A 14,129-nucleotide genomic window follows, 5' to 3' on the forward strand; every position below is an offset into this window, starting at 1 on the left:
GCCAAGTTTATTAGCCACAAAAGGTAGTATAAATGGCGAAGTATATAGCCCAGCGATTGATAGTGATGTTCTTCATTCTTCTGGGCGTGTTGACCATCACCTTCGTTCTGAGCCGAGCTCTTCCCGGATCCCCGGTAGAGATGATGCTGGGGAACCACCCCACGGCGGAGCAGATTGCCGTCGCGCGAGAAAAACTGGGGTTGGATAAACCTCTGCCGATCCAATACTTCAATTACATCGGCGATCTTCTCCAGGGTGATTTTGGCACCAGTTTGCGCACCGGGCGGCCGGTGGCGGAGGAGGTCATCAGGCGGGTAGGCGCGACGTTTGAACTTACATTCCTTGCAATGTTCTGGGTGGTGCTGCTCGGGGTGCCAATCGGCGTCATCTCGGCGGCCCGGCAGAACTCAGTGGTCGACAACGTGGCACGAGCGGGGTCCATCGCCGGGACGGCATTTCCCGTTTTCATCTTGGCCATGGGGTTGCAGTTGCTGTTCTACGGCAAGCTCAATTGGTTGCCCCTGCAAGGACGTATCGATGCTTCCATTCTTCTCGATAGCCCCTTTGAGCGAGTGACCGGTTTTTACCTGATCGACACGCTGCTGGCCGGCAATTTCGTAGCACTGTGGAGCGCCATCAAACACCTGACGCTGCCCGTGCTCACCCTGGTGGTCGTGACCTTGGCCACTGTCACCCGGATCACCCGCAACATGATGGTCGAGGTGCTCTCCGAGGAGTACATCCGTACGGCGGTTTCTTACGGTGTACCCAAGTGGCGTATCCATTACGCCTATGCCCTGAAGGCGACAATGATTCCGCTCCTGACAGTGGTGGGCCTGACCTTCGGTTATTTGCTCGGCGGTGCGGTAGTCGTTGAGTTCGTTTTCGATTGGCCCGGCCTGGGCGGCTTCGTGGTGTTTTCGATTGCCCAGAATGATTTCCCCGCTGTGATGGGGGCCACCCTGGTGCTGGCCACGACGTATCTGTCGATCAACCTGATTGTTGATCTCTTGTATCACCTTGTTGATCCGAGGCTGCGAGTCCAATGAGTATCCAAGACGTATCCCTGTCCATGCCCTCGCGAGCCCCATCATGGCGCATCAAGGCCCTGGCTTTTGCCTGCGATAACAAGTTGTTTGTATTTGGCGCGCTGTTATTGCTGCTGATCATCCTGGCGGCCATCTTCGCCCCCTGGCTTGCGCCTTATGAACCCAACAAAATTGTCTTTTCCCAAAAATTAATGGCACCCAACTGGGCACACTGGATGGGCACCGACGAGTTTGGTCGCGACATTCTTTCACGGGTGCTTTATGGCGCACGCACCTCGCTGATCATCGGAGTGAGCGTGACGCTGATCGCGATGCTGATCGGAATTCCGATTGGGCTTGTTTCCGGTTACTTCGGTGGTCGAATTGATACGCTGCTGATGCGTGTCTCGGACGTGTTCCTGGCCTTTCCACCGCTGTTGTTGCCGATCGCTATCACCGCTGCGCTGGGGTCGGGATTGGCCAACGCCATGTTAGCGCTCGCCGTCTCCTGGTTCCCTTGGTACGCGAGGATCATGCGCGGTGCGGTAGTACGGGTTCGTTCAGAAACCTATATCCATGCCGCTCGCTCCATGGGTGTCAGTCATTTCCGTATCTTGCTTCGCCATGTACTGCCCAATGCCACCACACCTGTGATCGTGCAGGGCTCCATGGACTTTGGTTACACCATTCTGGCCGCTGCCTCGCTGAGCTTTATCGGGCTGGGGGCCAAGCCGCCCATGGTCGAATGGGGGCTGATGGCCGCGGCTTCGCGCTCGCAATTGCTCGAGAATCCCTGGACGGTGCTGTTCCCCGGCGTCGCGATTTTTGTCCTGGTACTGGCCGTCAACCTGGTGGGTGACGGGCTGCGCGATGTGCTCGATCCAAAGAAGGGGACGCGCTGATGATCAACGAATCCTTGCAACCGTCTACTCCCGAACATCTCGCCGCTTCGAATAACGACACAGCTCAAGAGTTGGTGCTGGAAGTGGAAGGGCTGACGGTGTCCTTCCCAGGTTTGTTCAAGACCGTAAAGGCCGTACGGGGCATCGACCTCAAGGTGAGGCGCGGCGAGATACTTGGATTGGTCGGGGAGTCGGGCTCGGGCAAGTCCATGACGGCCATGTCCTGCCTTGGATTGATGCCTGAGGCCGCTCGGCTGGGCGGCAGTGTCAAGGTCGCCGGACAGCAGGTCAACGGTGCGTCGGCATCGCAGTTAGCGGATTTGCGCGGCGGTGGCGCGGCGATGATCTTCCAGAATCCGATGAAGGCGCTGAACCCGTTCTTCACGGTCGGCCGGCAGATGTTCGATGTCATCGGCTGCCATCGGCAACTGAGCAAGACGCAAATCCGCGCCGAGGCGCTGAGCTCGCTGGAAGCGGTGAGCATGCCCGATCCTTTTCTGGCGCTAGCCAAGTATCCGCACCAGATGTCTGGCGGCCAGTTGCAGCGAGTGGTGATTGCCATGGCGTTGGCCTGTCGACCGAAACTGCTGATCGCTGATGAGCCGACCACCGCGCTGGACGTCACGGTGCAGGCGCAGATCATCGCCTTGCTGCGCAAGCTGGCGAAGGAGCAGGACCTGGCGATTCTGTTTATCACCCACAACCTTGGGGTAGTGGCTTCGCTCTGTGATCGAGTAGCGGTGATGTACGCCGGCGAAGTGGTGGAGAGCGGTCCGGTGGGCCAAGTGTTCAAGCGACCAGCACACCCCTACACCCTGAAACTGATGGGCACCGTGCCAAAGTTGGGGCAGGGGGCTCAGCCCCTGGGCTTCATCCCTGGGCAGGTGCCGAACATGGCGGCTCCCCCGCCTGGGTGTGCCTTCAACCCGCGTTGTGAGCGCGCCACCGGGCGATGCGTTCAGGCTGCGCCGAGGGTGGAGATCGGCGAGGAACACTGGGCGGCTTGCCACAACACGTTGGTCAAGGTGTGAGGCTTCTTTGAAAGGTAAACGGCTATGAATAACAACAAACAGCCCGCACTGCTGAGCGTCACTCAGTTGCACAAGACCTACGCCAGCCGCGACGGCCTGGTGACCGCCATCGACCACATCAACCTGGAGGTGCAGGCCGGTGAGACGGTCGCGCTGGTGGGGGAGTCCGGTTGTGGCAAAAGTACGGTTGCCGCGACCTTGCTCGGTCTGCTGCCAGCTGACAGTGGGCAAATTCTGGTCGAAGGTCGGCCGCTGCCTACTGATGCCAGGGCGCGGGGCAGAAGCTTGAGCATGGTGTTCCAGAATCCCTACGCTTCGCTGAATCCGAAAATGACAATCAAGGCGATTGTTGCCGAGCCGCTGAAGGTTGCCTTTGGTTTGCGCGGTAGCGCCTTGCGCGCGCGCATCCTCTCGCTGTTGGGAAATGTGGGGATGGGCGAGGAACACATGGAGCGCTATCCCCATGAATTCTCCGGTGGCCAGTTGCAGCGTATCGCTATTGCCCGGGCCCTGGCGCTCGAGTCAAGACTGCTGATCCTCGATGAGCCTACGGCGGCGCTCGACGTGTCGGTCCAGGCCCAAGTGCTGCAATTGCTCAAGACGCTGCAGACCGATAATGGCCTGAGCTACCTGTTCATCAGCCACGATCTTGCGACGGTCGAATACCTGGCGCAGCAGGTGCTGGTGATGTATTTGGGGCGCATCGTCGAGGCCGGGACTGTGGGGCAGGTGTTCGGTCGACCGCGCCATCCCTACACCCGTGCGCTGCTCAATTCAGTGCCCTCCATCGATCCTGATCGTCGTGATCAGTTGCAAATCCTCAGCGGCGAGATCCCCAGCCCCTTGAACCGGCCTACCGGGTGCCACTTCGCGCCCCGTTGCCCGAGGGTCAGTGAGCGTTGTCGCCGAGAGGTGCCAGCCGAGACCCAGGATCATGGCCACCGTTTTTCTTGCCACCACCCTCTGAACGATGAGAGCTGAACCCCTATGTACAATAAAAATGACATGACCGCTCCTGGCATTGGTTATCAGGATTTAAGGCTGATGCAGGGCTATCCGCCGCCCCGGGAAAAGCAAGTCCGTCAGCACAACTGGGACAGTCCACCCTATAACCGCTGGTCGTTCCAGCACATGAGCCAGCTGTTTCCGGTGGCTGCTATTCATCGTGGTCCCGGGCCGGTCAGCGAACTCAAGCGCAACGAGCGTTCACTGGACGACGTACATTTCCAGCGGATCGACGGCAGGCAAACCGATCTGGCGACCTTCCTGACCGATAGCTACACCGATGGTTTCTTGGTGCTTCATCAGGGCAAGGTGGTTTCCGAGCAGTATTTCAATGGTATGCAGCCGCACACGTTGCATCTGTTGCAATCGGTATCCAAGACCATCGTCGGCAGCCTGGTCGGCAGGTTGATAGGCCAGGGCAGAATCGATCCCCAAGCGCACGTCAGCCACTATGTGCCCGAGCTTTCGGCAAGCGGCTATGGCGATGCCCGGGTACAGGATCTGCTGGATATGCGCACGGGCGTGAGATTCAGGGAGGACTACACCGATCCGGATGCTGAATTCATCCAGTTGGATATCGCCTCGGGTTGGCGTGAACGGGGAGAGCGAGAGTCTCCTGACAGCATTTATGGTTTGTTGAAGTCGCTGAGTAAAGACCGTGAGCATGGTCAGTTCTTTGAGTATCGCTCGGTGGACACCGACATGTTGGCCTGGGTCTGTGAGCGGGCCTGCGGCGAGCGGCTCCCCGTTTTATTGAGTCGGGAGATCTGGTCAAGACTGGGGGCAGAGCAAGACGCGAATATCACCCTCGATTGTGTTGGAACTGCATTGGCCGATGGCGGGATGAGCGCCACGCTGCGTGATCTCGGGCGTTTTGCCCAGATGTATTTGCAGGGTGGACATTTCAATTGCCAGCAGATCGTCCCAGAGACGTTTGTGCGTGCATGCGGACGTGGTTCCACACCCGCTTTCGAAGTCCTCTACGGCTACTACACCAAGAGCTTTCCGACTGCGGCTTACAGCAATCAGTGCTGGGTATTGGACAGTGAACAGGGCACCTACTCGGCGCGCGGAGTATTTGGTCAGAGTATCTATTGGGATCCGGCTGCTGAAGTGGCGATCGTAAAACTTTCCAGTTGGCCTGACTTTATCAATCCAGAATGGACGTTGGACACCTTCCGTGCTTGTGCCGCTGTGGTTGAAGAACTTCAGCGCAACTGACGCCGAAGTTTAAACGACTGCGGCTTCTCAAACACCGTTTAGCCCGCTAGCACCTGGACGCTGTTCCAGCCTCAGTCTCGGCGGGTCATACCTATTTCATCCAGACCGCGCTTTGCCGTGGCCGGGATGGTTGTTGCCAAAAATAAAACTTAAAGACGGAGCGACCATGAACTTGAACACCACCCGGGCCTTGCGCTCATTGATCCCGCTGGCGCTGTCGTACGCGCTGTCCACGCCTGCGATGGCGGTACAGGTCACTGACAATCTCAATCTTGGTGGCGCGGTCCGGGCGCGTTGGGACTATGACCCGGATCGCGACATCCAGAAGTTCAACTTCGATACCGTGATCCTCTCCGCCAAGTACAACTCTGATACTTGGATCGGCGAGGCCAAGTACCGTTTCTACGGACGAGCCTACCCTTACCAGTACACAGAAAACGTAGGTGACGTCCAGTTCGCCGAGTTCGCCTGGATCGGCTACAAGTTCAACCCTGACCAACAAATCCAGGTCGGTCTGAACCAGGTGCCGTTTGGTTTGCAGCCGTATTTTGGCAGCACGTTCTATCAAACCCTGGGCAACGTCGTGGGACTGGAAGACCTGGAAGAACTTGGCGCCAAGTACATCCAGCAAAGCGGTGACTGGAATATCCAGGCCGGTTACTACGTTCGCCCTGCCTCGCAGGGCAAAGGCACCAGCAAGGGCGAAACCTACTCCAGCGTTGTCTCCGAAGCGGACAGCTATGTCATCGACGGCAGCAACAACCAGGAACGCAACACCGTGGTACTGCGGGTGGCCAAGGCGATGGACTTGGGGCCGTGGAAGTCCGAAGTCGGGATTTCTGGCCTGACCTCGTCCCTGGAGAACCGCGACACCAACAACGACGGCCGGCGCAATGCCGTGGCGGTGCACTACATCGGTAAAAACGGGCCATGGGGCGTGCAACTGCAAGCTGCGCGACAGCAGATGTCCCCGCGCAACCCCGGCACTGATGAACTGGTGACTTTCGGCGGTTACGACGCCACTTACAACGTCGCCAGTCGCGGCAACTTGTACGTGGCGGATGTGAGCTACGACGTTGGTGGCAAGTACCTGTTCGATCAGATCAGCGGTGTGCAGCTGTACGCCAACTACAGCGCCTTCGATAAATCCGCAGACGACTTCAAGACCTCGCAACGGATGATTTTCGGCACTTCGTTCTCGTTCAGCAAATTGTGGATCGCCACGGAATGGTTGTACGGCAAGAATGATCCGGTCATCGGTGGCAGCAGCCTCACCCAGAGTCTGGGGGCTGGTGGTAGTGATCAGTGGGAAAACCAGCTGTACATGAATATCGGCTATTACTTCTGATTTGGATTTTTTGGGCAACTTACGGATGTTCGCGTAGACCCAATGGCGGGGCTGGGAATCATACCTCTGGTCCTTGATGCCCTTCAAAAACAACTCCAGAGTCAAATCTTTTGCTGCTCCAGCAATAAAAGAAACCCCTTGGAATTCAACGAGCCGGACACCCGATACGAGTCTCGCTTCCCGCTCCAAGATTCAGAAAAAAGCCACTCAGATGAGTGGCTTTTTTTTGCCTGAAACTTGCCTGCGAGCACATAGTTTGGGATTTGTATCTGACGAACTGTGTCGTGCGGGCTCATCCTTTGTGCCGAACAGCGCGTGCGGACCCGGGCTGCATGCGATGAGGGTGGAAGGGAGGGGCCAGGCGGATCGCATGCGTGAAGCCTTGTTTTAAACGGTCAGCCCCAGCGCGGCGTTTTGGCTGCGATGAGCCGTTCAGCCAGCAGGATCGCGCCCGCCAGCAACATCATCGGAATGTGCCAGGACCCGCTGACAAGCGGCACGACCATCCAGGCCCAGCACGAAACGATACAAAACAGGCCGTGCGCCAGGCCTCGGATCAGGCAATCCCTGTTGGCAGCCCAGCCGAACAGACTTAGCCGCCCCATTCGGTGGCCACGATTGAGGGCTGCGCGGTGCCACGGGCTCGCGCTCCACAGCATCGCAACCAGCAGCGCCACGGCCAGGGCATTTTCTGCGGCAGCCATCTGTAGCAACAGCGCCAGGGCGATCAGGAGCGGGCCGGCGGCCATCCACATGGCACCGTAACCGAGCAGGAAGCCGACTGACGCTTGTATTCGCCTGCTTGGCAGGCTGGAGCGCCAGACGTGTATGAGTGGCGTCGCCAGGAGGGGCGGCATCATGGCCAGGAGCATCAAGGCCCAACCGGCCAGGATTCGCTGGGGTGGGTTGAGTGCCAGCTCCGCTTGCAGGGCGGCAGGCCAACTCGTGAAGATCGATAGCCCATCCACAGTGACGCAAAACGCAGGTCCGTTGGTGGTGATGTCGTTGTAGACGGACAAGGCCAAGCCGAGTCCCGCCATTGCCAAAAGCACCGGCCAGGGGTCGTAGGTAAATTGGCGTAGAACAGAGCCTGGGCGCATGAGGTCGTTCTCGACGCTGATGTCTATCTGGCGTTCGTCGACGGCTGAAGCCGGACTTCAACGCCTGAAGTCCGGCACCCTTGGTCCAGCAGCGCTACTGAGTTTGCAGCAATAGATGCACATCAATGACGGGATCGCCCATCAGCTTCTGCGGGAACCGATCGCCGATGAAGTCCTTGTTCACCGGCTCTACCCAGACGCTCAGCTTGCCGCCCAACACGGCCGCCATGGGTAACTCGAAATCGAATTGGGTCATGGCATTGGCCACGCAATTGGCGCAGCTTTGAACCTCTACCGGTTGAAACAATGCTCTGGAGGCGATGGTCTTGCCGTCTTTTTGCAAGTGCACCGAGAAGCTGCCGGGGATCTTCAGGCGATTGATACCGCTGACCCGCACATTGACTCGATCTGCTTCAACCGTGAAGTGTTTGGACGCAGCGAGCGTACGCTGGGTCTTCGGCAGGAAATCGACGTTCGAGCCTGTCGCCGCGGGCGCATAGTCAATGCCGAGTTGACCGACCGAGTCGATGATCGCCAGCGTGTTCAGCTCTAGTGGGGTGCTGGTGAATGGGTTCAGGGTTTGCAGCGCCGTATCGTTGAAGATCTGATAACTGACGGGGTCGGTGACTTCGTTGATGGTCGTGAGCAATCCATGCAGATCGGTGGCCAGCATTTTTTTCTGCCATTCCCAGAACAGCCTGTCCCAATTGCAATGGAAGAACCAGAACACTGGGTCGAAGGCCGCCACTTCCTGGTTCTGCATGGTGGTGCCAATTGAGTTGTGACCACTGTCGTGGGCGGCAATGATGGTGTTGTGGGCGGCGCCGGACCAATAGCCGTGGAAGTCCTCCCAGTCAGTTTTGCTCATGGCTCGGTTCACATCATCAGTCACCCCATTGCTCAGCAGGTTCCGGGCGATCGTGTCGTAGGGGAAACGTGTGGTGACGTAGCCTTCCGGATAATCGGAGCTGGCCGCTTGCTGCAACGTGTACTGGTCGAAGGGCGGGCTTTTAAGCACGTCGGGGAAGGGCGTGGTGATATCCCAGTAGGGCAGGGTGACGTTCGCACAGCCGGGGACCGATCTCAGGGCGTTCTCGAAGCTGACCAGATAGGCTCGGTGCCAAGGGTTGTAGCCCGGGACGTGATGCATGCAATAGGTATTGGGTGCCGGAAACCAGTGATAAGCGGCCTGCGTGAAGTAGCTGTTGGGATCGGTGGGCTCCATGGCCATAATGGCTGAAAACGCCTGTTTGAGCAGATCGAGCTCGGCGCTGGACAGCGTGGTGATGTCCTTGCGGACCCTGGCGGTGGACGCGTCTGCGCTGAACAGTGACCGCGCAGCGAAGTCCGTTGCGTTGGCGCTGGCAGCGGGGACTCCTTTCGGGTAGCCGTTGTTCATCCAGTTGAGAAAGGTACCCACCCAGTCAGCGGGCCAGGGGCGGTTTGGCGGCATATTGCCCCCCGCCACTTGTTGGTAGATATCGCCTGCGTGCTTCATCACCGCGTCGTAGCTGGCCAGGTCGAGGCCTTGCCTGGCCATGTGCGCCTGGTCTACTGAGGTGAACATGTCGCGGATCTGCCCGTACCAGGTAGGTTGGGCGACAGGCGCTGTGGTGGAGGTAGTAGTCATGCCGACTCCTTGTCGTCAATAACGAACGTTGCAGTGGATCGGATCCTGGGTCGCCAGCATTGCTTGCTCTACATCCCTGTCGGCCCGGTAGTATCCCGACAAACAGTACCTAGGTACTTTTGACGCAGATGAACGAGGCGACCAGTCCAGCGGGTTCGCCATTGTGAGGTTTCATGCGGATGACCGACCCGGTGATGGCCGGAACCTGGCTCACGCCGTTGGGCCAACGCTCCGTCAGCGATCCGTCATAATCGTAGAAGTAGTCTTGTGTCGAGGTCCCGGGACGCCCGCTGCCCGCAATGTGCACATGGTCTGGACGACCGTGGCCATGGGTGATGACCCCCTTCAAATCCATGACGGCGTTTGCCCCGAAACTGAGTTCGCCGATGAACGTCTCGTTGGCGGTGTCCTCTACGGTCCATACACCTTCGGCGAACAACAGCGCCTCCAGTTTTTTCGGGTCACCGTCAGTCAACGCGGGGTTGTTGAGAAAACTTCTGTACGTCCATTGTCCTGCGAAGGGATTGCTCATTACCGATAGCTCCTGATCAGGGTTACTTGGAGTCCGAGTGTTGATGTGCCGTGTGCTTCATACCGGCCATGCCAATGCCACCGCCGATAGCAGTGATGTCCGGCACGATCTGGATATTGGTCATCATGCCGCCGTCTTCGTGGTCGAGGATGTGGCAGTGGATGACGAACTCACCGATGTAGCGGTCGTAGTGCGTGCGCACCAGGACCTGGTAGTCGTTCTGCACGAAGATGGTGTCCTTGAACTCATGCCACATCCCGCAATATTGATTCTGTAGGCCCAGTTCGTCGGCTGGCACCAGGCACTCGCCGTTGGGGCCGAAGATGCTTTTGGGCTTCTCGCCCGGCTTGGCGTAGAGCACGTCCATCACCTGGAACGGGTTGACGTGGATGTGAAAGATATGAGGCTCGCCCTGGGAGGTCAGAACCCAATCGTCTGTCGTATTGACCTGTCGGGTGAAATCGATGCGGTCCGGATCGTAGGACTTGTAGTTGATGTAGAAGCCGAACGGGCCGGTCCACGGGTCTCCCGGTTTCTGCGGCGCGTTGGCGGGCGGCGAGGGCGGGAATGGCGGATTGCCAATAAAAAAGTCGGCCTTCTGAATGTCGTCATTGACCACGGCGTTCTTCAGGTCATCCATCCCGCGCCAGGGGTTCAGGTCTCCGGTTCGCAGCCCTTCCAGCGCTGCGGCAGGGAGCGACTTATCCGTTTTGTTAGCGTCGTACAGCGCTTGCAGGATGTAGCTTTGCGGATCATCAGTCACAACCTGGCCGCCCGACACGATGACCGTGGCCAGCAATTGTGTTTCGTTCGGACCCTGGCCGCCCGGGCCACCGTTGGGGCCTGCATTGGCGCGTTCAGCGGGAGTCGCTGCCTGATTCAGTACACAGTAGGTGCCGTCGCGGGGGAACATCAGCAGCACATCGCTGCGATAGCCCGGTTGCAGGAAGTTGCTGCCGATGCCGCCGCTCACGCTCTTTTTGTTGACGCCGATGGGGCGAATTGCAGTGCGTGTGAGTCCGTCGGCGGCGATCTCGAACTGAGGTACGAGCTCGACCGGTTTACTGGTGCCCGGAACGGTCGCCGGGCATAGATCGGCGATCACGGCGGCCTGCTCCTTCGGTGTGCCGCTGAGTACACCCTTTAGCGCAAGCGTGGCTTTGGGGCTGGTCGGGTTCATGGGCACGATCTGCAGGTTTATGGTGTCGTGGATACCTGCGTGAATGAAGCGCCAGCGTTGAATTTCTCCTGCGGCGATGCCCTGGAGGGTCGGTTGCACCACGCCGTTGATGCTGGTGAATCGACCGCTTTCATCCCAGACAGTGGCCGAGGCGAGTTGCGCATCGAAGTTCTCTACCACACCTGTCTTGCCGCTGGGGCACGTCCAGGTGTCATCTTTTTGCTTGATGATGCCGCCCTTGTCGTCGAAACACGCATAGGGAATCTGCTGGAACAGAAAGACTTGTTCGGTGATGGGGTGCCCGGCTGCGTTTTTGAGAATGGTGTCGATGTCTCCTGGCTTGCCGCCGGTGTAGGGTCGGTCACCGCGTACGATCAGGGCGCCCGCAGCGCCGCTGGCGACCTGCAGGGCAGTGGAACCATGCCTGTGCGCGTGGTACCAGAAGGTGCCTGAAGGGTGATCGGTGGGGATGTTGATTTCATATTCGAATTGGGTTTGTGGAGCGATGTTCAACAGTACGTTGTCGCTGTTGCCCGACGGTGAAACGTGCATCCCGTGATAATGCAGATTGATCGTATTGAAGCAGCCCGGCTGGCCATTCGCCGGATCCCCCCCTCCCGGACAGCTGGGATCGTCTTTATCCAGCTGGTTGTCCAGGTGGACCCGCAAGGTGTTGCCTGGCTGCACATCGATCAGCGGCCCCGACAGGCAGCCGCCATAGGAACGCAGCTTGACCTTGTCCTTGGCACCGTCGGGATTGCCCGGGTTGTAGATATAGTTTTCGCGCTGCTGCACTTGCAGGTTGAGTTCGACGGTTTGTCCGTCGCGGGTAATGTCGCCCTGCGGGTTGCAATCTGTTTTCGCGAGGGTCGACTCAGTTGCCTTCAGCGTGCCCGGCGCGCCTTTTTCAACAAGCCTGGGCGGCGCCAGGAACGGCTGGGCGGCGAGTTCGGCAAACACTGTCTGGGAGGTTGTACAGACCAACAACCCGGCCAGGACTATACGAAGCGAAGTCATATTGTTCTCCCTGCGCCATTGCGCGAATGTGTGCGACAGCCTTGGCGGCCGTGTGTCCTTTGATCAGCTGATTTACATGGGAACCGGCATCGATCCTGCGGTGAGGCTGCATGTTTCCCAGGAAGAATCTTTGCGCTTGAGCACATTGGCGCTGTTCGCAGCCATGCCGGAGGAGTCGCAGGTGCGACCTGCGGCTGGGCGGTGGCCCGGCGATTGGGTGGCGCGAGGGAGGGCGGGGTTGTACGGCGGTCCTCTGCGAGCCATCCGATTGAATGGCTCGTAAGGGGCACTGATATCGAGCAAGTCCACGCGATCATGGGCCGCTATTGCAAACAGGTACTGTCCTGGTGCGGACATGGCTCCCTCCTGGGGAACATCATGACGAACGCGTTTGCGTCGCCAGATGTGTAGCTTCCTGCTAATCAGCGTTGTGATGCCCGGACGGCAAGATCGGAGGTCTTGTGGCTCGGAGCCAGTATCCTGAAAGTCAGCTCTGGGAGCATAGCCGGCGCTATTCTATCTGCAAGATATTTTCGTAGGCATTTTCTGAGGGGGAGCCGGTAGGGGTCATTCATAGGGACCTGTCCGATCCTGGGGAAACGGGAATAACCTTAGAGCTATATGAGGTGGGGCTTTAGAATGCGCCGCATAACTGTCCATTTGAAAGGATCGACATGCACAGGCATCAACCCGCACAACCGGCCATCGATCATCCACAAGTGGTGGAGGGCGTCGACATCGCACAGCGCGCCGACCTGTTCGCCAGATACCTGTCACCAACCGAATTGTGTCAGGTACGTCAGCGCATGCTGGACCATGCCGGCGACTGGGAAGTGCTCATCGAGCAGGCCGCGCAGCAGATGGCCGCCGGCGCGACGCCGCACGACACTGCAGTGCAGGATTTGGCGCGTCGCTGGGCCGCGCTGTTTCGCGCCTCCTATGCAGGTGATAACGCGGCGCTGGATGGAAAAGTCCGCAGTGCGTTTGCTCAAGAACCCGGACTGTCGGCAAATATCGATATCGGACTGACCGTCTTCATGCAGCGGGCATTAATGCATCTGCATCGGCCGTCCGTCATCCCGAATGGAGTCCGCGACGACATCCCAAAACCGAGTGCGCGCATGACCGCCACGCTGCGGGCCGCGCACCAGTTGCTCGACATGCCGCTGATTCTGGACGACCCGCTGGCCTTGGCGATCCTGGGCCCGACACAGGAGGCCGAGATGCGTGCCGATCCTGATCGCCACAGCAATCCGGTTTCCAACGTAATGCGTGCCGCTATGGCGGTGCGCAGCCGGCTGGCTGAGGACAGTTGGTTACAAGCGCAGCGTCAGGGAGTGCGCCAGTACGTAATCTTGGGCGCCGGCCTCGATACCTTCGCCTACCGCACCGGTTCGCCTCAGGATGCGCATCTGTTCGAAGTCGACCTGCCGTCCATGCAGCGCTGGAAACGCGACTGCCTGAGGACGGCGGGCATCGAGGAGCCATCCCACCTGCGCTATGTCGCGATTGATTTCGATCAAACAACTTTGGAGCAAGGGTTGCTTGCATCCAGCTTCAATCCTGATCTGCCGGTCATCTTCTGCTGGCTGGGGGTGAGCATGTACCTGACTGCGGATGTCGTTCTGCATACCTTGCGTTATGTTGCCTCCTGCGCGCCGGGCAGCGGTATCGTGTTCGACTACTTGATGAAACCTGAGCTGCTCACGCTGAGCGAGCGCACCAGCCTGGAGATGATGGCGGCGGGATTGGCGGCGCAGGGCGAACCCCTTCAGAGCCATTTCGACCCCGAGATGCTTGAACATCTCTTGCACCAGTTCGGCTTCCGGCAGATTGAGCATTTCGGACCGCAGTCGCTGAGCGAACGCTATTTGTCCGGTCGCAGCGACGGCCTGCGTTTGAACGAAGTGTTCCGCATGATTCGGGCAACCGTATGAGCTGGCCGAAAAGCGAAATGCGAGCATCATCTGCACATTCGAGCCCGGGCACGACCAGGCGCTATACCGAACGCCGTCATTTGCCGCACCGGAGCTTCCAGAAATGACCCGCTGAGTTCGGTCAAAACCAGCATTCGCGTCAGACAGAAAACGGCCAGAAGAGATCGTTCAACCAAGGGGCAATGCGGTGACGGGGCG

12 protein-coding genes are annotated in these 14,129 nt (G+C 58.8%); 7 read left to right on the forward strand and 5 right to left on the reverse strand.

What is annotated here, in order from left to right; genetic code table 11:
- Positions 1 to 32: 32 nt before the first annotated feature.
- From QMK47_RS12005 to QMK47_RS12030, 6 genes are all read left to right on the forward strand, one after another.
- Entirely contained in the window at positions 33 to 1,049 is a 1,017-nt protein-coding gene (locus QMK47_RS12005) for an ABC transporter permease (RefSeq protein ID WP_046061801.1), read from the forward strand.
- The gene (locus QMK47_RS12010; RefSeq protein WP_024616670.1) at positions 1,046 to 1,930 is read left to right on the forward strand and encodes an ABC transporter permease; all 885 of its coding nucleotides are present in this window, start codon (positions 1,046 to 1,048) and stop codon (positions 1,928 to 1,930) included. Before QMK47_RS12005 ends, QMK47_RS12010 begins: the two co-directional genes overlap by 4 nt.
- A complete protein-coding gene (locus QMK47_RS12015) occupies positions 1,930 to 2,961 on the forward strand; it encodes an ABC transporter ATP-binding protein (RefSeq protein WP_214509193.1) in 1,032 nt (343 codons plus the stop codon). Before QMK47_RS12010 ends, QMK47_RS12015 begins: the two co-directional genes overlap by 1 nt.
- A 24-nt stretch (positions 2,962 to 2,985) precedes the next feature.
- On the forward strand, positions 2,986 to 3,942 hold the full coding sequence (locus QMK47_RS12020) for an ABC transporter ATP-binding protein (protein WP_253473529.1): 957 nt from the start codon (positions 2,986 to 2,988) through the stop codon (positions 3,940 to 3,942).
- Positions 3,943 to 3,948: 6 nt separating this feature from the next.
- Positions 3,949 to 5,187, forward strand: a complete 1,239-nt coding sequence (locus QMK47_RS12025; protein ID WP_253473532.1) for a serine hydrolase domain-containing protein — start codon at positions 3,949 to 3,951, stop codon at positions 5,185 to 5,187.
- 166 nt (positions 5,188 to 5,353) lie between these two features.
- A complete protein-coding gene (locus tag QMK47_RS12030; protein WP_024616674.1) occupies positions 5,354 to 6,535 on the forward strand; it encodes a hypothetical protein in 1,182 nt (393 codons plus the stop codon).
- Positions 6,536 to 6,930: 395 nt separating this feature from the next.
- Here the strand turns inward: QMK47_RS12030 and QMK47_RS12035 are convergent, their stop codons facing one another.
- The 5 genes from QMK47_RS12035 to QMK47_RS12055 all read right to left on the reverse strand — a co-directional run bounded on the left by QMK47_RS12035 (position 6,931) and on the right by QMK47_RS12055 (position 12,351).
- On the reverse strand, positions 6,931 to 7,554 hold the full coding sequence (locus QMK47_RS12035) for a DUF2182 domain-containing protein (protein WP_253473538.1): 624 nt from the start codon (positions 7,552 to 7,554) through the stop codon (positions 6,931 to 6,933).
- A 175-nt stretch (positions 7,555 to 7,729) separates the two neighbouring features.
- Entirely contained in the window at positions 7,730 to 9,265 is a 1,536-nt protein-coding gene (locus QMK47_RS12040; RefSeq protein WP_253473541.1) for a tyrosinase family protein, read from the reverse strand.
- A 109-nt stretch (positions 9,266 to 9,374) separates the two neighbouring features.
- Positions 9,375 to 9,797, reverse strand: coding sequence for a hypothetical protein (locus QMK47_RS12045; protein ID WP_207281777.1), 423 nt, complete (start codon positions 9,795 to 9,797; stop codon positions 9,375 to 9,377).
- 22 nt (positions 9,798 to 9,819) lie between these two features.
- A complete protein-coding gene (locus QMK47_RS12050) occupies positions 9,820 to 11,937 on the reverse strand; it encodes a multicopper oxidase family protein (protein WP_320390254.1) in 2,118 nt (705 codons plus the stop codon).
- Positions 11,938 to 12,066: 129 nt separating this feature from the next.
- Entirely contained in the window at positions 12,067 to 12,351 is a 285-nt protein-coding gene (locus tag QMK47_RS12055) for a hypothetical protein (RefSeq protein WP_320390255.1), read from the reverse strand.
- A 317-nt stretch (positions 12,352 to 12,668) separates the two neighbouring features.
- On the opposite strand from QMK47_RS12055, the gene QMK47_RS12060 reads away from it, so the two are divergent.
- Positions 12,669 to 13,931: an SAM-dependent methyltransferase gene (locus QMK47_RS12060; protein ID WP_320390256.1), complete on the forward strand. Its 1,263-nt coding sequence runs from the start codon at positions 12,669 to 12,671 to the stop codon at positions 13,929 to 13,931.
- The last annotated feature ends 198 nt before the right edge of the window (positions 13,932 to 14,129 follow it).

Origin of the sequence: Pseudomonas sp. P9_35 (assembly GCF_034008205.1) — a bacterium.
Taxonomy (GTDB): Bacteria; Pseudomonadota; Gammaproteobacteria; order Pseudomonadales; family Pseudomonadaceae; genus Aquipseudomonas; species Aquipseudomonas kilonensis.